Here is a 23,176-nt window from a genome sequence, read left to right on the forward strand (position 1 = left end):
CGAGTCAGGCGTCGGGTCCGAGTCCGGCCCCGACGCTCTGCCGGCGGTTCTTGCGCGCGAAGTGCACGATCGTCGCGCCGAGGCCGGCCAGCCCGACCCAGACCGCGACGGTGGCCAGGGTGAACGGGTCGTTCTCGTCCTCCCCGCGCTGCCCGGCCGCCGAGTCCGGGGCGGTCGGCGGCAGTTCGGGGCGCAGCCGGGCAGTGCCGCCCGGCGCGCCGGGGTTGGGCACGTGGAAGACCTGGAAGTCGCTGCGGGAGACGAGCCGGGCCGGTACCTGTCCGGGCGGGCCGCCGCCGGCCAGCACCGCGAGGTCGCCTCCGGCCACCGGGGAGCCGGCCGGGATCGACACCCGGATCGCGATGGTCGCCAACTCGCCCGGCGGCAACGGGCGTTGCTCGTCCCAAGAAGTCGGCGACAGGGCTCCGGACAGGTGCGCGCTGCGACCGTTCGCCGGGTCGGTGAGCACCGTGAGATCGACCGGGTTCCAGCCGGGTCGGTAGGAGTCGTAAGCCTCGACCACCAGTTGTCCGGGCGTGATCGGCGACTGGCCGGTGGTGAATATCAACTCCGGCCGCACCCCGGCCAGCACCCGGTCGGTGTCGTTGGAGAGGGTGAGTCGGAACTCGGCGGCACCGCCGCCCGCCCGCAGCCAACCGGGCACGCCGGTCAGCGCGAACGTCGCGCCGGAGCCGCGCCGTTGGGTCGGCAACACCTTCGCGACGCCGCCCATACGATCCGGCGCCGCGTCGGGCACCGACGGGCCGCGGGTCTCGCCGGGCGGCGGCGGGCGGGTGGGCAGGCCGCCGTCCGGCCCGAGCAACATCGTCTCGGCGAAGAAGCCGCTGGTGAAGCGTGGTTCGCCGGCGTCGGCCGGAGTCCCCTGGCGGGGACCGACGCCGACGCTGACGAACTGCGCCGGGACGTTCGCCGCGATCGAGAAACGCACCCGGAACTCGACCGAGGCGCCCGGTGCCAGCCGCCCCGAGGTCTCGCCGTGCCCACCGGGGAACGGCAGCGGCGCGGCGGCGGAGGTGTCCAGCGTGCTGACCACCCAGGTGCCCAGGGTCGGATCCAGCACCTCCACCCGGGCCTGGTGGGGGGCGATCCGGCGATCCCCGGTGATCGTCACCACCGGGGTCAGCGACAACGCGACCGCACCCGTGTTGCGCAGCTTCGCGGTGACCTCGACGGGAGCGGCCGGCCGGATCCGATCCGGCAACCCGATCAGCTCGGCCTGCTGCGTCTGCGCCGACGCCTGGTCGGCGGCGGGATCGGGGAGCGGCGCCGCGTGCGCGACGGGCGAGGCGAGCAGCACGAGGAAGGCCGTCGAGGCGAGACAGCGACGCAGGCGCATGCGGGGTACCCGTCGTAGGAAGGAGCGTGCTCGACCGTCGGGGCGAACGGCCGGAGCCTACCGGGCGGTACGCGCCGGCTCCCACCCATATAACCGGGCGGTACACGCCGGCCCCCACCCCGGACGGAGGGTGCGGGCCGGCCGGTGGGTTCCGGCTCAGGAATCGTGTCGATCGTCGGTACGACGCAGTCGGATCACCGGGATGTCCCGCTCGGTCTTGCGCTGGTAGCCCTCGTAGGGCGGGAACACCTCGACCAGGTGCGGCCACACCCGCGCCTTCTCCTCGGGGGAGAGCGTCTCGGCGATCGCGGCGAACCGTTCGGTGCCCACCCGCAGCCATACCCTCGGGTCGGCGGTCAGGTTCAGGTACCACAGCGGGTGGTGGTCCGAGCCGCCGAGCGAGGCCACGATCAGGTGGTCCTCGCCGTCGCGTCCGTGGATCAGCACGGTGCGGTGTCGGACGCCGCTCCTGCGGCCGAGCGTGTCCAGGAGCAGACACGGCGCGCCCTGCATGGTGGTGCCCTTGGTGCCGCCGGACTCCTCGTAGAGCCGGGCCTGGTCGGCGACCCACTTGCGCGGACTGGGTGTTGCGTCGAGGTCGGACATCGGTGCCTCCAAAGGACGGGTTCGGTTGTTGCGGTTCACTCGGGGGTCGGCCGGCCGGGCGATCGCATGGGCTCGGGGGAGTACGCGCGGCGGTGGGCCCGGGCCGCGCGGGCCTGGGCGAGGGCGGTCAGGCGGGCGTTCCAGGGGGCCGCGTGGGTGGCGCCGATGCCGCGCGCGCACTGGTTGGTGGCGGCGAAGACGAAGGTCTCCATGGCCTCGCCGGATACCGTGCGCCAGCAGGCGAATCGGTCCGCCCACGAGGCGGCCTGCTCGGCGGTGTGTCCCTCGTCCATCAGCCGGCTGGCCACGAGCGTGACCTCGATCCACGCCGGGCCCCGGGCGGGCTGGGCCCAGTCGACCAGGTAGGCGCGGGGGCCGCGATCGCCGATCAGCACGTTGTGCGGATGCAGATCGGTGTGCAACAGGCTCTCGCCGCGCAGCAGTTCCAACTGACGGCTGGTCAACAGCGAGCGCCAGCGCTCCTCGATCCGCGGCAGCGGCAGATCATGGACGGGGACCCGGCCCAGTCGGCGCAGCGCGTCCGCGACCAGCGGCAGATCCGCGGTGCCGGGCGCGAAATCGGCGTGTCGGCCGACGATGTGGTCGAAGCCCAGGAGCACCCAGTCGTCCAGCCGCACCTCCCAGCGCAGCCGCGGCGAGACGGCCCCCACATGCGGGGCGACCCGGGCCTCCACCCGCTGCTGCGGGATTGCCGGGTGATCGCGCGGGACACCCTTGACGAAGTAGCGGGACCGTTCGGTGGTCACGGTCGCGGCGAACTCGCAGTTGAATCCGGCCCACACCGTGGCGACGGCCAGCACGCGTCCCGCACACCGTTCGACCGCGGCGCGCGCGTCCGTGGGCAGTGCGTCCCAGGGGGTGCGCGGCGCCGTATGGAAGTGCGGCGGCGGGAGCGGCGGGTCAGCCATCGGCTTCCGGTGGCGACGGTGGCAGCGGACGCGGCCCACCGAAGGTCACTCCGCATTTGCGGCAGCGTCTGCGACCGCTCCAGTCGACGGGGTCGTGCGGCGGACAATCGGAGCCCACGGGAACCCCCTCCACTGGAAACCGGTCAACGAACGGGGTCGAGGATCCTCCGCCGCACCGTGGCGAGCAACGCGATTATCGTCGCACGCCGGTGCGACGCCGGGGCCGGGTGCCGGCCGGGTCCCGAGCGCCGCACCCGGTCGTTTCGGGCCGGGCGCGGCGGCTTCGGGAGTCGGCCTCACAGCCCGGCGAGCAACTCCCGCACGATGGTCAGGCCGTTGTGGGTGAGCACCGACTCCGGGTGGAACTGCACGCCCGCGAGCCGCATCCGGCTCGACCGCAGGGCGTGTACCAGGCCGCTCTCCGGATCCGCCGCGAACTCGACGTTGGGCACGCCGGCGGCCGGTCGCACCGCCGCGAACGCGTTGTAGAAGCCGACCCGTTCCGGCCGGCCGAAGAAGTCGATGCCGACCTGCTTGCCCTGATACGGCCGCGCCTTGCGGACCAGGTCCAGGCCCAGTTCGCGGGCCAACAACTGGTGCCCCAGGCAGACCGCGAGCAGCGGCCCGCTCGCGTCCAGCCGGGTCCGCAGCAGCGCGCCCATCAACCGGATCTTGCGGTGCGCCGCGTCCCGCGGGTCGCCCGGCCCGGGGCCGAGCACGACCAGCTCGGCGGTGCGCACCCGCCGCGAGGTCACGTCGTCGTACGAGCGGACCTCCACCCGCAGGCCGAGCGTGCGCAGCAGGTGGGCGAGCATCGCGGTGAAGGTGTCCTCGCCGTCCACCACGAGCACCTGCCGGCCCGCCAGCTCGGGGGCGCGCAGCGCGCTCTCGTCGCGCGGACGCAGCCAGAACGGCGCGAGCGCGGTGTTGCGCGCGGCCAACAACGCGCCCACCTCGGGGTCGGTGGCGAGCGTCGCGCCGGTGGTGTGCTCGGCGGCGGGCACCACACCGAGCGCGGCCAGCACCCCGGCCGCCTTCGCGTGCGTCTCGGCGACCTCGTCCTCGGGTCGGGAGTGCCGGACCAGGGTGGCGCCCGCGGGCACCCGCAGCGCGCCGTCGGGGGTGATGTACGCGGTGCGGATCAGGATCGGCGCGTCCAGCGTGCGCCGGCCCAGGTCGTCGCGCCCGATCAGCGCGAGCACGCCGGAGTAGTAGCCGCGCCCGGTCGGCTCGTGTCGACGGATCACCCGGCACGCGTTCTCCAGCGGGCTGCCGGTGACCGTCGGCGCGAACATCGTGCCGCGCAGCACCTCGGCGACGTCGTGCGAGGTGATCCCGCGCAGCAGGTACTCGGTGTGCGTGAGGTGGCCCATCGGCTTGAGGAACGGGCCCTCGACCGCGCCGCCGAGGTCGCACACCGCGCTCATCATCTTGAGCTCCTCGTCGACCACCATGAACAGCTCGTCGATCTCCTTGGGATCGCGCAGGAAGGCCAGCAATCCCTCGCGCGAGGGCCCCTGGGCCGGATGCCGGTAGGTCCCGCTGATCGGATTCATCACCACCTCGCCGCCCACCGAGCTGACGTGCCGCTCCGGGCTCGCGCCGATCAGGGTGAGGTCGCCGGTGTGGATCAGGTAGGTCCAGTAGGCGCCGCTCTCCCGGGTCAGCAGCCGGCGCAGCAGGGTGCCCGCCGTGGCCGGCGTGTAGCCCCGGATGTGGTCGCGGTAGTCGCGCCGGATGACGAAGTTGGCGCCCTCGCCGGTGCCGATCTCGTCCTGGATCACCCGCTTGACGATGGTGGCGTAGGTCTCGTCGTCCACGTCGAAGCCGCCGCCGCGCAGCTCGACCGGCCCGTCCGGCAGCGCCGCCAGTACCTCGTCAAGGGGCAGCCGCAGTTGTCCGGTGACCCGGAGGCAGCGCAGCGGCGTGCCGTCCCGGTGGCACTCGAAGCCGCGCTCGCGGATCTGCGCGTACGGCACCAGGGCGAGCAATTCGTGACCGGGGCCGCCCGCCTGCGACAGCGGGAGGTCGGCGAGGTCGTCCACGTCGACGATCTCGCCGGTGAGCAGCTCGACGTCGGACGAGTGCTCGCGGCGGATCAGCGCGAAGGGCGGCGGGGCCGCGGAGAACAGCGGGGACAGGGCGTCGGCGGTGCGCATGGGTGCTCCTCGGTGGGAAGAGACGCCCTCCCGACCGGGCGATCCGCCGTTGTCCTCCGCTTCCGGGCGCAGCGCCCGGTCCGGGAAAAACAAAGGGCCGCCCTGCCGGGCGGCCGTCGGATCGTCAAGGTGATCGCGAAGTCAGTGGGCCGCCGCAGGGACGGGCCACCAGAAACTCCGATGGAATTCGATCGCAATCACGGCCGCAGCCTAGCGGGCGGGCCGAGTCGGCGTCTCGCTCTCCGGGCGGTGGGTCCAATCGGGTTGCCACTCCGCTTAGTCTTGAGCGGTGACCCTGAACGACATCGAATCCTGGCGTACCCTCCCGGCGGCCCAACAGCCCGAGTGGCCGGACAACGAGGCCCTGGGCTCCGCCCTCGCGGACCTGCGTTCCTATCCGCCGCTCGTCTTTGCCGGCGAGTGCGACCAGCTTCGTGGTCGGCTCGCGTCGGTGGCGAAGGGCGAAGCGTTCCTGCTCCAGGGCGGCGACTGCGCGGAGACCTTCGTCGGCAACACCGCCGACGCGATCAAGAACAAGCTCAAGACGCTGCTGCAGATGGCTGTCGTGCTGACCTACGCGGCCTCGGTGCCGGTGGTCAAGGTCGGTCGGATGGCCGGGCAGTACTCCAAGCCGCGCTCCAGCGGCATGGAGACCCGCGACGGAGTGACCCTGCCGTCCTACCGGGGCGACGCGGTCAACGAGCTGGCCTTCACCGAGGCCGCGCGCACCCCGGACCCCGAGCGGCTCAAGCGCATGTACCACTCGTCCTCCGCGACGCTGAACCTGGTGCGCGCGTTCACCACGGGCGGCTACGCGGACCTGCGCCAGGTGCATGCCTGGAATCAGGACTTCGTCGCGCTGTCGCCCTCGGGTGAGCGCTACGAGCGGCTCGCGGCCGAGATCGACGGCGCGATGCGCTTCATGCACGCGTGCGGGACCGACCCCGAGGAATTCCGCACCGTGGAGTTCTACGCCAGCCACGAGGCGCTGATCCTGGACTACGAGGACGCGCTGACCCGGGTGGACTCGCGCACCGGCGACCTGTACGACGTGTCCGGCCACATGGTCTGGATCGGCGAGCGCACTCGGCAGCTGGACGGCGCGCACGTGGAGTTCGCGTCCCGGATCCGCAACCCGATCGGCGTCAAGCTCGGCCCGACCACCTCGCCCGAGGACGCGCTCGCGCTGATCGACAAGCTGGACCCCAAGCGTGAGCCGGGCCGGCTGACCTTCATCGTGCGCATGGGCGCGGGCAAGGTCCGGGACAACCTCCCGGCCCTGGTGGAGAAGGTGGCCGCGGCCGGCGCGCAGCCGGTGTGGGTGTCCGACCCGATGCACGGCAACACGTTCGAGGCGTCCAGCGGGCACAAGACCCGCCGCTTCGACGACGTCTTGGACGAGGTCAAGGGCTTCTTCGAGGTGCACCGCGCGCTCGGCACCCACCCGGGCGGCATCCACGTCGAGCTCACCGGCGACGATGTCACCGAGTGCGTGGGCGGCGGCGACGAGATCTTCGTCGACGACCTGCACCAGCGCTACGAGACGGCGTGCGACCCGCGGCTGAACCGCAGCCAGTCGCTCGACCTCGCGTTCCTGGTCGCGGAGATGTACCGGAAGAGCTGATCCGGCGCCGACGTGATCGCCGAAGGGCGGACCCTCCCCGGGGTCCGCCCTTCGGCGCGTCTGGAATGCTGCCGGTATGACCTTCACCGACCTGCGCAGCGACACCGTCACCAAGCCCGGCCCCGCGATGCGCGCGGCGATGTCGAACGCCGAGGTCGGCGACGACGTATACGCCGAGGACCCCACCGTCCGGGCGCTGGAGGAATACGTGGCCGACCTGTTCGGGCACTCCTTCGCGCTGTTCGCGCCGACCGGGGTGATGGCCAATCAGCTCGCCGTGCGGCTGTCCGTGCCGGCGGGCGGTGAACTGGTCCTGGACGCCGACGCGCACATCGTCGCGCACGAGGACGCGGCGGCGGCCTGGCACGGCGGCGTGCAGACCCGGACCACGCTGAGCCCACGCGGCCTGCTGGAGGTCGCCGACCTGGCCCGGCTGATCCGGGTCGGGAACCCGTACACCGTGGGTACCGACCTGGTCGCGGTCGAGCAGACGCACAACCGGGGCGGCGGTTCGGTCTACCCGCTGGAGCAACTGACCGCGATCCGCGACCTGGTGCACGGCCACGACCTGCCGCTGCACTGTGACGGCGCGCGGATCTGGAACGCGCACGTGGCGACCGGCACGCCGCTGCGGGCGTACGGGGCGCTGTTCGACACGCTCAGCGTGTGTCTGTCCAAGGGTCTGGGCGCCCCGGCCGGCTCGGTGGTACTGCTGCCCGCCGAGTACGAGGCCGAGGCGCGGCGGATGCGGCACCGGATGGGCGGCGGGATGCGGCAGGCGGGCATCCTGGCGGCGGGCGGGTTGTACGCGCTGCGGCACCACGTCGAGCGACTGGCCGAGGACCACGAGCACGCGCGGGAGCTGGCCGATCGGCTGCGCGACGCGGGCTTCGTGGTGGTCGACCCGGAGACCAACATCGTGCTGGTCGAACTGGGCGAGGGGCAGCCGGACGCGGCCGCGGTGGCGGAGCGCTGCCGGGCGGAGGGGGTGCTGGTGTCGGCGTTCGGGCCTCGGCTGATCCGGCTGGTCACCCACATGGATGTGGACGCGGCCGGGTGCGCGCGGGCCGCGACCGCGATCGCGCAGGCGGCGAAGGGCTGAAAGCCGGCCGGCGGCGGGCTCAGGCGGCGGTGTGTCGGCGCAGCGGGATCACGTTGTCCGGCACGGCCGCGGCCGCGACGGCGACCGTGGGCATCGGCAGGGCGACCGGCTCGACGGCGGGGGCGCCGGAGCACGCGGTCGTCGCGCAGGTCTCGGCCTCGCCGCACGACTCGCGACGGCGGCGACGCGACTCGTCCCGGGGCAACATCGCGGTGATGCTCTTGACGCAACGCCCGCAGTCGGTGCCGGCACCGCCGCAGGACTGGGCTATCTCACGCATGCTGCGCGCGCCATCGGCAATCCGGTCGTTCACCTGTTTGTCGGTGACACCGAAACACATGCAGACGTACACGGAGATTCCCCCCAGCGGCGAGGCTACTTAGGTAAGGGTAACCTCAGCGCTCGCCGGGGGGAATACCGGGTGATCGGTGACACAATCCGGCCGGTTGTCCGGATGGGGGTCGCGGTGTCCGCGACGCGTCCCGCGAAGGGTGTCCCGGCGCGCGGTCAGCTCTCGTTCGGCTGCTTGAGCAGGCCCGCGATGTAGAGCTGCTCGCCCACCTCGGAGAGCAGGCCGAGCTGCGTCTCCAGGTAGTCGACGTGCTCTTCCTCGTCGGCGAGGATGTCCTCGAAGATGTTGGCCGAGGTCGCGTCGCCCTTCTCGCGCATCAACGGGATGCCGCGCCGCAGCCGCTCGACGGCCTCCATCTCGACCGCCAGGTCGGCGCGGAACATCTCCTCCAGGTTCTGGCCGATCCGCAGCGCGTTCAGCCGCTGGTAGTTCGGCAGCCCCTCCAGCATCAGGATGCGGTCGGTGAGCTTCTCGGCGTGCTTCATCTCGTCGATCGACTCGTGGCGCGTCCAGGCCGCGAGCTTGATGTAGCCCCGGTGCTCCTGCATCTTCGCGTGCAGGAAGTACTGATTGATCGCGGTGAGCTCCGCGGTGAGCTGTTCGTTCAGAAGCTCGATGATCTGCGGGTCACTGTGCATCGCGACGCACCTTTCGGTGTGGGTGGGACACGGGGGAACCCCGAGCGCGCAAGAGGCAGGAGTTTCCTTCGAATCCTGTCACTTTTGGTAGCACTTCCGCCACGAAGGGCAGCCTTGCCTTCCGATGTCGAACATGTCCCACTCGGCGGGGCCGCCGTGCTCAGCGCGCTCGCCCACTTCCCCGGAGGATTTCCCGGTAGGTCGAGATCGTGGTTCGCCAGTGCTCGTCCCGCCGAACCGCCCGGGTCGGCGCCAGGCGGGGGCCCAGGTCGTTCGAGCAGACGCCGTAGATCTGATCCGCGATGTCGGCGGTGAGCAGGTGCTCGAAGTGGAACGACCCCTCGAACCCCAGCCAGGCGAGCACCGCGCCGTCGGCGCACGCCTGCTCCAGGATCCCGGTGAGCAGCGCGGCCAGGTCCGCGGGCAGCCGCTCGTAGGTGAGATCGCACTCGACGACGACCAGGCCGGGCAACACCGCGTCCGCGTCGTGCAGCACATGCACGCCGACGGCGACCGGAGCCGGGTCCGGCACGAGCGGGCCGGCGACCGCGGGCGCCGTTCGCGGGTGGACCGCGAAGAGGCTGACCATCGCGTCCACGCCGTCCCAGCGCAGCGCCTGTTCCAATTCGTTCACGACAGCCCCCACAGTGCGGCCTTGGCGGCATCCGGAGCGACGGCGGAGATGACCTTCCCCGCGTACGGCCCGTCCTTGGCGACGAATATTACGACGTCGCGCCCGTTCACCTTGCCGGCGAACGCCTTCGTCATGGCATCGCCCATCCGCCAGTCGAACGTCTTCGTCGGATGGGTCAGGATCGGCGTGGCGGCCTCCTGGAACGCCTTCATCTTCGCGTCCGGGCTGCCCTTGTTCGGCAACACGCTGGGGCCGTCCCTCTCGCCGAACAGATGCCGAATGGCGTGACCGCCGCCGCCGCGCATGCCGTCGAACGCCGTACCCACGGTGTCCTCGGTGAAGCCGACGGCCGGGCATTCCACCAGGCCGAGGGGGTCGATCCCGGACATCGGGTTGGCCACGTAGGCGTACGGATTCGGTCCCGGGGCCAGGCCCAGCGGATCCGCGGACAGATATCGCGCGCTCTCCGGGTCGTAGTAGCGCTGGAAGTTGTAGTGGTGACCGGTCTCCGCGTCGTGATGTTGTCCGGCGAACCGGATCGGGAAGTCGTCGCTCGCGGCGGCGGAGTCCGCAGGCGCACCCCAGAGGTTGTGCGCCGGCGCCCGGACGCCGACCCCGTCGGCGTCCAGGTACTCCTCGGGAGTGCCCGCGGGATCGCTCGCCACCAGGTGGAAGCGATCCGGCGCGGTGCCCGGTCGGGCGCACGCCTGGGTCAGGACGCGATGCGTTCCCGGTCGGAGGGTGCCGGGGGCGAAGTGCCGACCTCGGGATCACGAATGGTGACCGTCGGTGACCAAGGGTGTGGTAGGGGCGGTCGTTGGCCGGTCGGGGCGTCTGGGACCATGTGAGGTATGGGGCATACGGAAGCGGCACAAGGTGGGACCGAGGCTCCGGACCGCGATCCGCGACTTCCGCCGGGCCAACGCATCCAGCGCGGATGGCCCGTTCTGCACTACGGACCGGTTCCGCGGTTCAAGCCCGAGATATGGGACTTTCGCGTCTTCGGTGCGACCGCCTCGGGGGACAAGCACTGCTGGAACTACGACGAGTTCTCGGCGCTGCCGCACGACACCGTGATCGCCGACTTTCATTGCGTGACCAAGTTCAGCATGCTCGGCAACGAGTGGAGCGGGCTGACCATCGCCAAGCTGCTGGAGATCGCCCCGCCCGCCCCGGAGGTCACCCACGCGATGGTGTGGGCGGAGTACGGCTTCAGCTCGAACCTGCGGATGTTCGACTTCGCGAACGATCAGACCATCCTGGCCACCCACCACAACGGCGAGCCGCTGACCGCCGAGCACGGCTTCCCGGTCCGGTTGATCGTGCCGCACCTGTACGCCTGGAAGGGCCCCAAATGGGTGCGCGGGATCGAGTACATGGTGGCCGACAAGCGCGGTTTCTGGGAGGAGCGGGGCTACCACAACATCGGTGACCCGTGGCAGGAGCAGCGCTACTCCTACCAGGAGGAGAGCGGTGAGGGTCCGGCGCTGACCTGAGTCGCCCGGAGACCGCGCCCCGTACCTACGAAGGCCCCACCCGAGTGAATCGGAGTGGGGCCTTCGCACGTGCCGTGCCGCGTCGGCGGCTCGGCGGGGCGCACTAGAAGTTCGAGATGAACACCTCGCTGTTGCGCTTGACCATCGAGCCCGCCGCCGGGTCCTGCTTGCCGACGTTCGCCGGGATCAGCGGGATCATCCGGTTGTTGACCCGCAGCCCGACGGCCTGCAGCGCGCGACCCGCGTCGTCCGGGTTCATCCCGGTCACCGTCGGGACCTGGACCAGGTCCGGACCCTTGGACAGCACCACGGTGATCTTGGTACCGAACGGCACGCTCGCGTTGGTGCCCGGAGTGGAGGACATGATCCGGCCCACCGGCACCGTGTCCGAGAACTGCTGGGTCGGATCCGCCTCGACGGTCACCCCGGTCGTGGGCAGGAACCTGGCCTTGGCCTCGTCCAGGCTCAGCCCGGTCAGGTCCGGCACCACGGTGTCCGGGCCCCGGCTGACCATCAGCGCGACCACGCTGTCCCGCTGGAGTTGCTCGCCGACGGCGGGTTGGCTGCCCACCACGGTGCCGGGCGGCTTGGGGCTCGCCACCGGGGTCTCGGTGCCCGGCTTCAGGGCCGCGTCGGCGAGCGCCTTCCGGGCCTCCTCCACCTTGAGGTTCACCAGGGTGGGCACCACGTGCCGTTCGGGACCCTTGGACAGCTTGACCTTCACCGTCGAGCCGCTGAGCACCTTCTTGCCGGGCGCCGGGTCGGTGGACATCACCGAGCCCTTGGCGATCGTCTCGCTGAACTCCCCGTCGCCGTCGTAGGAGACCTTGAGGTCGGCCCCCTTGAGTCGCTTCTCCGCGTCGGCCTGGGTCATGTTCAGCACGCCCGGAACGTCGGAGTACCGGCCCGAGCCGTACCACCACGCGCCGCCGCCGATCGCGGCGGCGACCAGCAGCACGATGGCGAGCACGATCATCCCGCGCGAGGGGGCCCGCCGGCGGCGCCGACCGGGCAGCGCGGGCTGCTGCGGATATCCGCCGCCCGGCGCGTCCGGCGGCGGCGGGGCGCCCTCGGCGGTCGGCGCGTATTCGTGGTGCTCCGCCGGATAGGAGTCGTCGTAGGCCCCGTAGCGCGACTGTTCGTCCTGGGTCGAGTCCACGCTCAGGCCCAGCGGTGCCAGGTGCGGCGGCAGCAGCACCTCGCCCGCGCGGAACACGCTGGTGGCGTTGTCGTGGATCGGCTCGGGCGGCGGCGGCAGGCGCAGCGCCGCGCCGAAGTCCAGGTCCGCGTCCGGCATCGCGTGCCGGGTCCGGCGGACCAGGGTGAGCAGCGTCTCGGCGTCGTTCGGCCGGTGCTCGGGGTCGCGCACGGTGGCCGCGCGCACCAGCGTGTCCAACGCGTGCGACAGACCCGGCACCGCGAGCGAGGGCGGCGGCACGTCGGCGTGCACGTGCTTGTAGATCACCTCGACCGCGGTCGAGCCGTGATGGGGCTGCCGGCCGGTGAGCATCTCGTAGAGCACCACACCCGCCGCGTAGACGTCCGAGCGCGGGGTGGACTCGCCGCGCTCGACCTGTTCGGGGGCGAGGTAGGCGACCGTACCGACCAGGACCTTGCCGGTCGCGGCGGTCGCGGTCGTGGTGGTCGCGCGGGCCAGCCCGAAGTCGCCGAGCTTGATCCCGCCGTCGTCGGAGATCAGTACGTTCTCCGGCTTGACGTCACGGTGCACGAAGCCCGCCCGGTGCGCGGCGGAGAGCGCGGCCAGCATCGGCTCCAGCACCCCGAACGCCTCGCGCGGGGTCATGTTGCCCAGATCCTGGAGCAACTCGCGCAGCGTGCGGCCCTCGACGTATTCCATCGCCAGGTACGCGACGGCGCCGTCGGTGCCCTGGTCGAAGACGTTGACCACGTTGGGATGCGACAGCCGCGCGGCGGCCTTCGCCTCCAGGATGAAGCGGCGGGTGAACTCGGGGTCCTGGGCGAGCCCGGCGTGCATCACCTTGAGGGCGACGGTGCGGTCGAGTCGGGTGTCGAGGGCCCGGTACACCGTGGCCATGCCACCCGCGGCAACTCGGGCATCGACCCGGTATCGACCGTCGAGCAGCCGCCCGACGAGCGGATCGTTCAAGGTCGTGTCCATGTTCAGGAGTGTAGGGTCCACTGTCCTGTGGACGCCGACGGTCTTCCCCTCGGTTCCCCGCCGACGGCCGGTGTGCGGCTCAGAAGGCGGGGTGTTCGGGGCTCGCCTCCAGCATGCCGGCCATCGGTGACGACGCGTGCGCATGATGACGCATCGGAATCCGCCCGGCGCGGTACGCCAGCCGACCGCCGTCCACCGCGTACCGCATCGCCTCGGCCATCAACCGCGGCGACTGCGCCCGGGTGACCGCCGTCGCCAGCATCACCGCGTCGCAGCCCAACTCCATCGCGAGCGCCGCGTCCGAGGCGGTGCCGAGCCCCGCGTCCAGCACCACGGGGACACCGGCCTGCTCGGTGATCAGCCGGATGTTGTGCGGGTTGCGGATGCCCAGGCCCGAGCCGATCGGCGAGCCGAGCGGCATCACCGCCGCGCAGCCCACCTGTTCGAGCCGGCGGGCGAGCACCGGGTCGTCGTTGGTGTAGGCCAGCACCCGGAAGCCGTCGTCGACCAGCCGTTCGGCGGCGTCCACGAGTTCCACCCCGTCGGGCAACAACGTGCGTTCGTCGGCCACCACTTCGAGCTTGACCCAGTCGGTCTCCAGCGCCTCGCGGGCCAACCGTGCGGTCAGCACCGCCTCGCCCGAGGTGAAACACCCGGCGGTGTTCGGCAACACCCGGATGCCCAGCCGGCGCAGCACGTCCAGCACCGAGCCCGCGGTTCCCGGGTCCACCCGGCGCATCGCCACGGTGGTGATCTCGGTGCCCGAGGCGATCAGCGCCTGCTCCAGGATCTCCAGGCTCGGCGCGCCACCGGTCCCGGTGATCAGTCGCGAGGTGAAGGACTCCCCGGCGATCGTCAGCTTGTCTTCCTTGTCGTCGGCCATGCCGTCACCCTCCCTGGACGGCGGTCAGCACCTCGACGCGGCTGCCCGCGTCGAGCACGGTCTCGGCCCACGCCCCGCGCGGCACCACCGACTCGTCCACCGCGACCGCGACGCCCTTGGCGGCGGTGGTCAGCGTGGCCACGAGTTCGGCGACGGTGGTGCCGGTGGCGACGTGGCGCCGGTCGCCGTTGACGCGGACCTCGATGCCGTCGGTGCCGCCGACGGGGACCTCGGTGTCGTTCATGCCATCACCTTCCGGGCGGCGGTCGCGAAGCGGTCGGGCCCGAACGGCGCGACGAGTTCGGGGGTGGTGCCGTGCGCGAGGATCTCCGCCACGGTGTCGGCGGTGATCGGGGTGAGCAGGATGCCGTGCCGGTAGTGCCCGGTGGCCACCACCAGGCCGGGCAGCGCGGAGCGGCCCAGGATCGGCGCGTTGTCCGGGCTGCCGGGGCGCAGCCCCGCGAGCGTCTCGACCAGCGGCAGCTCGGTGATGCCGGGGACGAGTTCGTGTGCGTCGCGCAGGAGTTCGTACACGCCGCCCGCGGTCACCTCGGTGTCGTGGCCGAGTTCGTGCTCGGTCGCGCCGATCACCAGTTCGCCGTCCGCGCGCGGGACCAGGTACATGCTGCCGCCCTTGACCACGCCGCGAACGTTGCGGGACAGCAGCGGCAGCAGCGCCGGCGGTACCTTCAGCCGCAGGATCTCGCCCTTGACCGGCCGCACCGGCGGGACCACCTCGGGCGGCAGGCCCGGGATCAGCGCCGAACGGCAACCGGCCGCGAGCAACACCTGGTCCGCGAGCAGGTCGCGTCCGCCGACCGTACGCACGCCGTACGCGCGCTCGTCGGCGACCAGGACCCGCTCGACGCCCTCGCGCACGAAGGCGACGCCGGCCCGGGCGCAGGCCGCGAGCAGCGCCGCGACCAGCCGACGGTTGTCGATCTGGTGGTCGTCCTCGACGTGCAGGCCACCGGTGATCGCCGGGGACAACATCGGTTCGAGCCGCCGGCACTCGCGGCTGGTCAGCCAGGACGATTGCAGGCCCAGTCGTTGCTGGTAGGCGTGCAGGTCCTTGAGGACGGCCCGGTCGTCCGCGTCCAGCGCGACCGCGATCGTGCCGCACGCGCGGTAGCCCGAGGGCAGGTCCGCGGCCTCGGCCAGTTCGGCCGCGAACTCGGGGTAGCGCCGGGCCGATTCGATGCTCAGCCGGAGCAGGCTCTCCTCGCCGTACTGGAGTTCGGAGACGGGGGTGAGCATGCCGGCGGCGGCGTGCGAGGCACCTCGGCCCGGGGTCGGGTCGACGACGGTGACCGAGAGTCCGTGGCGGGTGCGGGCGCGCCAGGCGACGGACAGTCCGACGACGCCCGCGCCGACCACGACGACATCGGTGGGGTGCTCGGACATGGTGGGTCCGGCCATGGTGAGAAGAACTCCCTTCGCCGGTATGACCCGGATCAGGTTCGGACGGTCGGGGGCTCGCAGCCCCCCTCTCAGCCCGGTCTCACCGGGCTCCCGTGACCTCTCCACACTACGACACCGGTTTCCGGTGCCCGGGAGCGCCCGAGTACGCCGACGATGTCCTTGACTGAGTCAAGACCCTGCGCGTCGGCGGTCTCGGGCCGCGTCATAGGGTGCCCTTCATGGACAACGTGCTCGTCGTGGGCGCCGGCATGGCCGGCCTGCAAACCGTGGTGGCGCTGCGGGACCAGGGGTACACCGGTCGCGTCACCCTGCTCGGGGCCGAGGCGCACGCGCCGTACGACCGGCCGCCGCTGTCGAAGGAGGTGCTCGGCGGCAAGACCGACGACACGTCCTTCGAGGCGGACTGGGCCGCGCTGGAGACCGAGGTGTTGTTCGGCCGCACCGCGACCGGACTGCGCCCGGGCGTGGTGGACACCGACGCGGGCGAGATCGCCTTCGACCGACTGGTGATCGCGACCGGCTCGCGTGTGATCGACCTGCCCGGCGCCGCCGAGGTCCCCGGCGTGCACGTGCTGCGCACCATCGACGACGCCCGCGCGCTGCGCGCCGCACTGGTGCCCGGCGCCCACGTGGTGATCGTCGGCGCGGGCTGGATCGGCGCCGAGGTGGCCACCGCCGCGGCCGCCGCCGGTTGCCCGACCACCGTGGTCGAGGCCCTGCCCACCCCGCTCGCCGGACCCTTCCCGGAGGCCGTCGGCGCCCGGTTCGTGCCGTGGTACGCCGAGGCCGGCGTGGAACTGCTGGTGGGCGCGCGGGTGGATCGGCTGGAGGCGGGCGCGGTGCACCTGACCGACGGCCGCCGGCTGCGCGCCGACGCGATCGTGGTCGGCATCGGGGTGCGCCCGGCCACCGAGTGGCTGGCCGACTCCGGCGTGACCCGCAACGAGCGCGGCTTCGTCGAGGTGGACGACCACCTGGCCACCTCGATGCCCGGGGTATACGCGGTCGGCGACTGCGTGGACTTCCCGTCCGCCCGCTACGGCACCCGGATGAACGTCGAACACTGGGACAACGCGCTCCAGGCGCCGCGCGTGCTGGTGGCCAACCTGCTCGGCGGCGACCAGGCGTACGACCCGGTCCCCTACTTCTGGTCCGACCAGTTCGGCCGGATGGTCCAGTACGTCGGCCGGCACGGCGCGAGCGACGAACTGGTCTTCCGGGGCGCGGACGAGGACGGCAAGTGGACCGCGGGCTGGTTCGCCGGCGACCGGCTGGTGGCGCTGCTCGCCGTCGCCCGACCGCGCGACCTGGCCCAGGGCCGCAAGCTCGTGCAACTGGGCACCCCGGTGGACCGGGAGCGGTTCGCCGACCCGGAGAACCCGCTCAAGTCGGTCGCGCTCTGACGGCCCGGCGCCGGTCCCACCGCCGGGCGCCGGCGGTCGGGACCGGGCGCTGAACCTAAACTTGGCCGGGTGAGCGAGATCGACGCCAAAACAGAAGCCCTCGTCCCCGCCTGGGTGACACTCCCCGACATCGCCGAGATCCTCGGCGTGGACATCCTCAAGGTCCGCCAGCAGCTCAAGGAGCGCAAGTTCCTGGCCGTGCGCCGCGGCGAACACCGGGCCCTCCAGGTGCCCGCAGACTTCTTCCAGGGCGCCACCATCGTCAAGGGCCTGGTCGGCACGCTGACCCTGCTCGCGGACTCGGGCTTCACCGACGAGGAGGCGCTGGAGTGGCTGTTCACCCCGGACGACACGCTTCCCGGTACGCCGGTGCAGGCGTTGCAGGAGAACCGGATGACCGAGGTGCGTCGCCGCGCCCAGGCGCTGGCGATCTGAGGCCGCGCGGATGACGAGCCGTCAGGAACGGTTGGCCGCCGCCCGTCTGTACCTGTGCACCGACGCCCGGGAGCGCCAGGGCGACCTGCCCGCGTTCCTGGACGCGGTGCTCGGCGCGGGCGTGGACATCGTGCAGTTGCGGCAGAAGGGCCTGGAGGCCCGCCCCGAACTCGAATACCTGAAGGTGTTCGCGGACGCCTGTCGCCGGCACGGCAAGCTGCTCGCGGTCAACGACCGCGCGGATGTCGCGCACACGATCGGCCCCGACGTGCTGCACCTGGGCCAGGACGACCTGCCGGTCCCGGCGGCGCGAGCGATCGTCGGCGGCGACGTGCTGATCGGCCGATCCACGCACGCCGAGGCCGAGGTGGACGCGGCGATCGTCGAGCCCGGGGTGGACTACTTCTGCACCGGGCCGGTCTGGCCGACCCCGACCAAGCCGGGCCGATCCGCGCCGGGCCTGGGCCTGGTCCGGTACACCGCGGCGCTGCGGCCGACCCGACCGTGGTTCGCGATCGGCGGCATCGACCTGGGCAACCTCGACGAGGTGCTGGCCGCGGGCGCGGAGCGGGTGGTGGTCGTGCGCGCGATCACCGAGGCCGCGGATCCGGCCGAGGCGACGGCGGAATTCGTCCGGCGACTCTCCGCACGCTGACCCGGCACCCGGGCCGCGCCCGGGTCCGAGGGCGGGGCCGAGGGCGGGGCCGAGGGCGGGGCCGGGGCGCCGGCCCGGTCGCCTGGGCGGTTCGGGTGCCATCGGGCGCCCACGCCGCCGAGATCGCCGCCGCGCGGAGGCCGAGCCGGCAGGATGCCGGATATGTCCGGTGGTCGGCGGCGCAACCTCGTCGTACTCGCGCTGCTCGCGCTCGTCGCGGCGCTCGCCCTGGCCCTCACGCTCACCCGCGACGGCGACTCGGGCGGCGGCGCCGGGCCCGGTCCGGCCCCGACCGCCCCGACCGCCCGCGCGGCCACACCCGAGCGCACCGAAGCCACGCCCGCGCGCCCCGCGTGGGTGCCCGCCGGGATGCGCACCGTCGCCGCCGCACGACTGCCGGCCGAGGCCCGCGACACGCTGCGGCTGATCGCGGCCGGCGGCCCGTTCCCGTACCCGCGCGACGGCATCGTCTTCGGCAACCGGGAGAAGCTGCTCCCGGCGCGACCCGACGGCCACTACCGCGAATACACGGTCCGCACGCCCGGCTCGGCCGATCGCGGCGCGCGCCGGATCGTCACCGGGAAGAACGCCGAACGTTTCTACAGCGACGACCACTACGCGAGCTTCGTGGCCGTGCTGCCCTGACGACGCGGGTCGCGACAGGGGTATTTCCGCCGGGGCGGGACGTGGGGGCCGATCGGGTGGTCGACCCCGCGGATGACGCATTCCGGCCGAACCGGGCGGACCGAGCGGCCAGACTGCCGAGATGGACACACCCGACGTTCGTCTCCGTCCGGGGTCCGCGGAGGATGCCCACGACCACGACCCGCCGCCGCACCCCACGCCGGAGCCGCTGATCCCCGGCCCCCGGCTCGTCGCGGCCCCACCCCCGGCCCGCCCCGGGCGCGCGGGCCCGGCATCGGACGGCGGGGGCGCGCTGCTGTTCCCGCTGCTGGTGTTGGCCGCGATGATCGGCGGGATCTACCTGGTCGGCCGCAACCCGCCGCAGGCGCTGCACGCCGACCCGACGCACGACCCACACCCCGACCGGGGTGCGGCGGCCGAGTCCGCGCGGCCCCGGTCCGCGCCGCCCGGCACCCCGTTCGCCGTCGCCCGCCCGCCCGAAGGAACCGGCCTAGACGCTGCGCACGGTGGCGGCGTCGGCCAACTCGCGCAGGACTTCGCGCGCGTCCTCGGCGATCGGCGCGACGGCCAGCGCGGCGAGGGCCCGCTCGGTCAGCTCGGTGATCATCGTCTCCACGTCGGCGAGGGCACCGGTGTCCTCGATCACCACGCGCAGTTCCTTGACGCCGATGTCGCTCAGTCCCGGATCCCCGATCAGCGTGTCCAGCACCTCGGCCTGGGCGCGGGAGGCGCGCTCGCCGGCGAGCGCGAGCAGCACGGTGCGCTTGCCCTCCCGCAGGTCGTCCCCGGCGGGCTTGCCGGTCCGGTCGGGATCGCCGAAGACGCCGAGCACGTCGTCCCGCAGTTGGAACGCCTCACCGAGCGGCAGCCCGTACGCGGAGTAGGCGGCCAGGGCGGCCTCGTCGGCACCGGCCAGCGCGGCACCCACGTGCAGGGGCCGCTCGATCGTGTACTTGGCGGACTTGAACCGCATCACGCGCCGTGAGCGCTCGACCGAGCCACCGCCCATCGCCTGCTCCAGCACGTCGAGGTACTGCCCCGCCATCACCTCGGTGCGCATCACGTCGAACAACGGCTTGGCCGCCCGCAGCGCCCGGTCGTCCACCCCGCTCGCGCCGAACATCTCGTCACACCAGGACAGACACAGGTCGCCGAGCAGGATCGCCGCGGCGGAGCCGAACGACTCGCCCGAGCCGACCCAGCCGCTCGCGCCGTGCAGGCCCTCGAACCGCCGGTGCACGGCGGGCTTGCCCCGGCGGGTGTCGCTGCTGTCCATCAGGTCGTCGTGGATCAGCGCGCTGGCCTGGAGCAACTCCAACGCGGTGGCCGCGCGCACGATCGCCTCATCCGGGGCCGCCGGACCCGCGATGCCGCGCCACCCCCAATAACAGAAGCCGGGCCGCAGCCGCTTGCCGCCGTCGAGCACGAAGTCGGTCAGCGCCTCGGTGACCGGGACCATGCCTCGGCCCACCGCGGCGAGCACCTCGGCCTGACGGTCCATGAACTCGCCGAGCGCGGCATTGACGCGCTGCCGCAGCCCGTCCCGGTCCAGGGGGTGTACGGGGAAGGAATCGGCAGCCATGGAGTCTTCCGTCGAGGGCGATGAAACGATGAGGGAATAGGGGGAAGCCTAACTCCCGGTGGGCCCGGCCATCCGGAGCAGTCCGGTCGTCTCGCCCTGTGGGAAGCCGTTCTCGCGGGCCCGACCGCCCGATAACCTGCGTGCATGTCTCTCGGTGCCGCATCCACTCGCATCAGTCGAACCCCGGCCATTCGCGATCTGCTCGCGAACGGCACCCGGTCCTTCTCGTTCGAGTTCATGCCACCCAGGACGGAGCAGGGCACCCGCACCCTGTGGGACGCCATCCGTCGGGTCGAGGCACTGGCGCCGACCTTCGTCTCGGTCACCTACGGCGCGGGCGGGTCCAGCCGGGGCCTGACCGTGGACACCACCGAGCGGATCGCCACCGAGACCACGCTCACCCCGGTGGGGCACCTGACCGCGGTCGGCCATTCGCGCGCCGAGCTGCGCAACATCATCGGCCAGTACGCCGACGCGGGTGTGCGCAACGTGCTCGCGCTGCGCGGCGACCCGCCGGGCGACGTCAAGGGCGAGTGGGTGGCCCACCCGGACGGCTTCACCTACGCGATCGAACTGGTCGAACTGCTGCGCGCGTCCGGCGACTTCTGCGTGGGCGTCGCCGCGTTCCCGGAGATGCACCCGCGCTCGACGAGCTGGGACGAGGACGTCCGGCACTTCGTGGCCAAGTGCCGCGCGGGTGCCGACTACGCGATCACCCAGATGTTCTTCCGGGTCGAGGACTACCTGCGACTGCGCGACCGGGTCGCGGCGGCCGGCTGCGACATCCCGATCATTCCCGAGGTGATGCCGGTCACCAGCCCGACCACGCTGGTGCGGGCGGACGAGCTGAGCGGCTGCTCGGTGCCGACCGACCTGGCGGAGGCGGTCGCGGCGGTCGCCGACGACCGGGCGGCGGTGCGGGCGGTCGGGGTGGAGTTCGCGACCCGGATGTCCGAGCGGCTGCTCGCCGAGGGTGCGCCGGGGTTGCACTTCATCACCTTGAACCGGTCCACGGCGACCACCGAGATCTACCAGAACCTCGGACTGCACGAAGGATCGGGCACGGGCTCGGGCGCGGCCTCGGGCGTGACCCCGGGCCAGGGATCGGGCCAAGCCGGCTGATCCGGTTCGCCCCCGCCGGCCGGTTCACCCTCTAGGGTGAGGCAACGCGCCGGTAACGAAGGGATCGCGACCGTGCAGATCGGCCTGGTGGTGCTCTACGTCCTGTTCGTGCCGATCGGGCTGTGGTTGCTGACCGAGGTGTTGTGGCAACACGGCGCGCCGTTTCGCTACCGCGTGCTCGCCTTCGTCGGCTTCGTCGGGGTGGCCGCGGGCGTGGGGATCAAGAACCCGGTGCTGATCGGCATCGGCGTGTTCTGCTTCGCCGTCGGCCAGTTCCTGACCACGCGCTACGTACGCAAGGCGTACCACCACGGCTGGACGATCAGCGGCCGCCGCCCGAAGGGCCGCCGAGCCAAGGCCCGCTGAGCCCCCTCCGGCCCGCCGGCCGTCCTAGGCGCGCCCGATCAGCTCCGCCACCAGTGCGGCGGACATGCCGACCCGGGTCAGGCCGCCGCCCGGGTGGGCACTCGCGCCGACCGAGAACAGGCCCGGTACGGCCGACCGGTTCGGCACCCGACGCGGCGCGGCCCGCCAACCGTCGGCACCCGCGCCCGGCACCTCGCCGCCCGGAGCGCCGGTGTGCCCGGCCAGGTCGGCGGGGGTGCGCAGCACCGACCACAACACCCGGTCGCGTACGTCCAGGCCGCGCCGGGCCATCAGGTCGAGCACGTTCGCCGCGCAGTCGTCCCGGACGGCGGCCGACTCCCAGTCCACCGGGCCCTGCCGGGGCACGCGCAGTTGTACCGTCCACGCGCTGTGCCCCTCGGGGGCCAGCGTCTCGTCGTCGGGAGCCAGCACGCACAGCGTGGGATCCGCCGGCGGCGTCGCGCGGTCGGCGAACAGCAGGTCCGGCTCGCGCTCGGGGTCGTCCGCGAACAGGTAGCTGCGGTGCGGCGTCTCGGGAGCGCGACCGCGCAGCGCGAGATGCAGTTCGAGCACCGCCGAGGAGGCGGGCACCCGGCCCGCCCCGGGAGTCTTCGAGCCCGGCAGCAGCCCGGCGGTCCCGGGATCGACGGGCAGGTCGGTGATCACGATGTCGGCGTCCAGCCGGCCGCCGTCGGCGAGCAGCACGCCGGACACCCGGCCGCCCGCGCGCTCGATCGTGGTCACCTCGGTGTCGGTGCGTACCTGCACCTTCCGCTGCACACAGCGCGCGTGCAGCGCCTCGGTCATCCGGTGCAGGCCACCGCGCACCCACCACACCCCGAAGGTCTCCTCCAGGTAGGGCAGCGTGGCCAGCGTCGCGGGCGCCTTGCCGGGGTGGCAGCCCGCCTCGGCGGCGAAACGTTCGAGGTGGGCGCGCAGCCGGGGGTCGCCCAGCCCGCTCCGGCCGAGCGAGCGCAGCGAGCGCCAGGGCGCGGTGGTGCGCAGGTCGGCCCGCCCGCCCGCGCTGCGCAGCCGCTCGGCCGGCCCGGCGGGGTCGGCCAGCAGCGGCGCCTCGAAGTGGCTCTTGCGGGTGACGCCCCACATCTCGCCGGCCCGGTGCAGCAGCCGCTGCCAGTCGTCGCCCGCACCGGGCCCGAAGCCCGACTCGAACGCGTCGTGCGTCCCGGATCGGGACGCGTTGGGGATGTCGACGACGGTGCGCGGTCCGTGCGCGGCGGCGAAGGACTCCCGGGTGGCGGTGGCGATCGGGACCAGGTCCACGACGTCCTCGATCGCGGCGCCGGTCTTGAGGAACAGGTCACGGTAGACGGCCGGCAGCGTGAGCAGCCCGGGGCCGGTGGTGAAGGTGAAGCCGTCCCGGACGATCGACCCGGACGCCCCGCCGGTCGTCGAGGACCGTTCGCAGATCGTCACCTCGTGCCGAAGCGTGGCCAGCCGAGCGGCTACCGCCAATCCACCCATACCTGCGCCGACCACCACGATGCGAGCCACGGTGGCACAGCGTATATGCAGGTGCGGGGGGTGGGGGCCCCCCCCCCCGCCCGATGCCCCCCCCCCCGGCTCGTATACAAAAAAAACAGCCCCCCCCCACACCCAAAAGAGGGG

Annotated in this window: 23 protein-coding genes and 1 riboswitch; of the genes, 9 read left to right on the forward strand and 14 right to left on the reverse strand. The window is 72.6% G+C overall.

The annotated features are described in order from the left end of the window. Positions 1 to 4 precede the first annotated feature (4 nt). The 4 genes from ACFXMF_RS17700 to ACFXMF_RS17715 all read right to left on the reverse strand — a co-directional run bounded on the left by ACFXMF_RS17700 (position 5) and on the right by ACFXMF_RS17715 (position 5,051). A complete protein-coding gene (locus tag ACFXMF_RS17700) occupies positions 5 to 1,357 on the reverse strand; it encodes a hypothetical protein (protein WP_379991612.1) in 1,353 nt (450 codons plus the stop codon). A 156-nt stretch (positions 1,358 to 1,513) separates the two neighbouring features. Continuing rightward, the gene (locus ACFXMF_RS17705) at positions 1,514 to 1,963 is read right to left on the reverse strand and encodes a nitroreductase family deazaflavin-dependent oxidoreductase (protein WP_360304994.1); all 450 of its coding nucleotides are present in this window, start codon (positions 1,961 to 1,963) and stop codon (positions 1,514 to 1,516) included. 35 nt (positions 1,964 to 1,998) lie between these two features. Next, entirely contained in the window at positions 1,999 to 2,892 is an 894-nt protein-coding gene (locus tag ACFXMF_RS17710) for a phosphotransferase (RefSeq protein ID WP_360304996.1), read from the reverse strand. 296 nt (positions 2,893 to 3,188) lie between these two features. Beyond that, positions 3,189 to 5,051 carry an anthranilate synthase family protein gene (locus ACFXMF_RS17715; RefSeq protein ID WP_360304998.1) on the reverse strand — a complete coding sequence of 621 codons (1,863 nt, stop codon included), beginning with the start codon at positions 5,049 to 5,051 and terminating at the stop codon, positions 3,189 to 3,191. Positions 5,052 to 5,340: 289 nt separating this feature from the next. Between ACFXMF_RS17715 and ACFXMF_RS17720 the strand changes: the two genes are divergently transcribed. Both ACFXMF_RS17720 and ACFXMF_RS17725 read left to right on the forward strand, forming a co-directional pair. Next, entirely contained in the window at positions 5,341 to 6,675 is a 1,335-nt protein-coding gene (locus ACFXMF_RS17720) for a class II 3-deoxy-7-phosphoheptulonate synthase (RefSeq protein ID WP_360305000.1), read from the forward strand. A 76-nt stretch (positions 6,676 to 6,751) separates the two neighbouring features. Further along, on the forward strand, positions 6,752 to 7,777 hold the full coding sequence (locus tag ACFXMF_RS17725; protein ID WP_360305002.1) for a GntG family PLP-dependent aldolase: 1,026 nt from the start codon (positions 6,752 to 6,754) through the stop codon (positions 7,775 to 7,777). Positions 7,778 to 7,796: 19 nt separating this feature from the next. Here the strand turns inward: ACFXMF_RS17725 and ACFXMF_RS17730 are convergent, their stop codons facing one another. From ACFXMF_RS17730 to ACFXMF_RS17745, 4 genes are all read right to left on the reverse strand, one after another. Beyond that, complete coding sequence (locus ACFXMF_RS17730) at positions 7,797 to 8,117, reverse strand: bacterioferritin-associated ferredoxin (RefSeq protein WP_379991944.1); 321 nt, start codon at positions 8,115 to 8,117, stop codon at positions 7,797 to 7,799. A gap of 167 nt (positions 8,118 to 8,284) precedes the next feature. Further along, positions 8,285 to 8,767 carry a bacterioferritin gene (gene bfr / locus ACFXMF_RS17735; protein ID WP_360305004.1) on the reverse strand — a complete coding sequence of 161 codons (483 nt, stop codon included), beginning with the start codon at positions 8,765 to 8,767 and terminating at the stop codon, positions 8,285 to 8,287. A gap of 160 nt (positions 8,768 to 8,927) precedes the next feature. Then, on the reverse strand, positions 8,928 to 9,401 hold the full coding sequence (locus ACFXMF_RS17740) for a hypothetical protein (RefSeq protein ID WP_379991942.1): 474 nt from the start codon (positions 9,399 to 9,401) through the stop codon (positions 8,928 to 8,930). Next, positions 9,398 to 10,066 carry an RHS repeat-associated core domain-containing protein gene (locus ACFXMF_RS17745; protein ID WP_379991943.1) on the reverse strand — a complete coding sequence of 223 codons (669 nt, stop codon included), beginning with the start codon at positions 10,064 to 10,066 and terminating at the stop codon, positions 9,398 to 9,400. Before ACFXMF_RS17745 ends, ACFXMF_RS17740 begins: the two co-directional genes overlap by 4 nt. 186 nt (positions 10,067 to 10,252) lie before the next feature. On the opposite strand from ACFXMF_RS17745, the gene ACFXMF_RS17750 reads away from it, so the two are divergent. Next, positions 10,253 to 10,897, forward strand: coding sequence for a sulfite oxidase-like oxidoreductase (locus tag ACFXMF_RS17750; protein ID WP_360305010.1), 645 nt, complete (start codon positions 10,253 to 10,255; stop codon positions 10,895 to 10,897). A gap of 103 nt (positions 10,898 to 11,000) precedes the next feature. Here the strand turns inward: ACFXMF_RS17750 and pknB are convergent, their stop codons facing one another. The 4 genes from pknB to thiO form a co-directional block, all read right to left on the reverse strand. Then, a complete protein-coding gene (pknB, locus tag ACFXMF_RS17755) occupies positions 11,001 to 13,037 on the reverse strand; it encodes a Stk1 family PASTA domain-containing Ser/Thr kinase (protein WP_360305012.1) in 2,037 nt (678 codons plus the stop codon). A gap of 79 nt (positions 13,038 to 13,116) precedes the next feature. Beyond that, positions 13,117 to 13,920, reverse strand: coding sequence for a thiazole synthase (locus ACFXMF_RS17760; RefSeq protein WP_360305014.1), 804 nt, complete (start codon positions 13,918 to 13,920; stop codon positions 13,117 to 13,119). Positions 13,921 to 13,924: 4 nt separating this feature from the next. Further along, entirely contained in the window at positions 13,925 to 14,164 is a 240-nt protein-coding gene (gene thiS / locus ACFXMF_RS17765) for a sulfur carrier protein ThiS (RefSeq protein ID WP_360305016.1), read from the reverse strand. Then, entirely contained in the window at positions 14,161 to 15,324 is a 1,164-nt protein-coding gene (gene thiO / locus ACFXMF_RS17770) for a glycine oxidase ThiO (protein ID WP_360305461.1), read from the reverse strand. The genes thiS and thiO overlap by 4 nt, the downstream gene beginning before the upstream one ends. 10 nt (positions 15,325 to 15,334) lie before the next feature. Continuing rightward, positions 15,335 to 15,446, reverse strand: a riboswitch (TPP riboswitch). Positions 15,447 to 15,560: 114 nt separating this feature from the next. Between thiO and ACFXMF_RS17775 the strand changes: the two genes are divergently transcribed. From ACFXMF_RS17775 to ACFXMF_RS17790, 4 genes are all read left to right on the forward strand, one after another. Next, positions 15,561 to 16,745, forward strand: coding sequence for an FAD-dependent oxidoreductase (locus ACFXMF_RS17775; RefSeq protein ID WP_360305018.1), 1,185 nt, complete (start codon positions 15,561 to 15,563; stop codon positions 16,743 to 16,745). 69 nt (positions 16,746 to 16,814) lie between these two features. Further along, positions 16,815 to 17,180, forward strand: coding sequence for an Rv2175c family DNA-binding protein (locus tag ACFXMF_RS17780; protein WP_360305020.1), 366 nt, complete (start codon positions 16,815 to 16,817; stop codon positions 17,178 to 17,180). Positions 17,181 to 17,190: 10 nt separating this feature from the next. Next, entirely contained in the window at positions 17,191 to 17,835 is a 645-nt protein-coding gene (gene thiE, locus ACFXMF_RS17785; RefSeq protein ID WP_360305022.1) for a thiamine phosphate synthase, read from the forward strand. 162 nt (positions 17,836 to 17,997) lie between these two features. Beyond that, positions 17,998 to 18,480 (forward strand): ribonuclease domain-containing protein, encoded by a 483-nt coding sequence (locus ACFXMF_RS17790; RefSeq protein ID WP_379992458.1) that lies wholly within the window; start codon positions 17,998 to 18,000, stop codon positions 18,478 to 18,480. A 490-nt stretch (positions 18,481 to 18,970) separates the two neighbouring features. Here ACFXMF_RS17790 and ACFXMF_RS17795 read toward each other — a convergent pair whose 3' ends face one another. Beyond that, a complete protein-coding gene (locus ACFXMF_RS17795; protein WP_360305026.1) occupies positions 18,971 to 20,062 on the reverse strand; it encodes a polyprenyl synthetase family protein in 1,092 nt (363 codons plus the stop codon). 144 nt (positions 20,063 to 20,206) lie between these two features. Between ACFXMF_RS17795 and metF the strand changes: the two genes are divergently transcribed. Both metF and ACFXMF_RS17805 read left to right on the forward strand, forming a co-directional pair. After that, on the forward strand, positions 20,207 to 21,184 hold the full coding sequence (gene metF / locus ACFXMF_RS17800) for a methylenetetrahydrofolate reductase [NAD(P)H] (protein ID WP_360305028.1): 978 nt from the start codon (positions 20,207 to 20,209) through the stop codon (positions 21,182 to 21,184). A 72-nt stretch (positions 21,185 to 21,256) separates the two neighbouring features. Beyond that, positions 21,257 to 21,550, forward strand: a complete 294-nt coding sequence (locus tag ACFXMF_RS17805; protein WP_360305030.1) for a hypothetical protein — start codon at positions 21,257 to 21,259, stop codon at positions 21,548 to 21,550. A 24-nt stretch (positions 21,551 to 21,574) separates the two neighbouring features. On the opposite strand, the gene ACFXMF_RS17810 is transcribed toward ACFXMF_RS17805, so the two are convergent. After that, on the reverse strand, positions 21,575 to 23,062 hold the full coding sequence (locus ACFXMF_RS17810) for a phytoene desaturase family protein (RefSeq protein ID WP_379992461.1): 1,488 nt from the start codon (positions 23,060 to 23,062) through the stop codon (positions 21,575 to 21,577). Positions 23,063 to 23,176: the final 114 nt, after the last annotated feature.

Origin of the sequence: Embleya sp. NPDC059213 (genome assembly GCF_042754445.1) — a bacterium.
GTDB lineage: Bacteria > Actinomycetota > Actinomycetes > Streptomycetales > Streptomycetaceae > Embleya.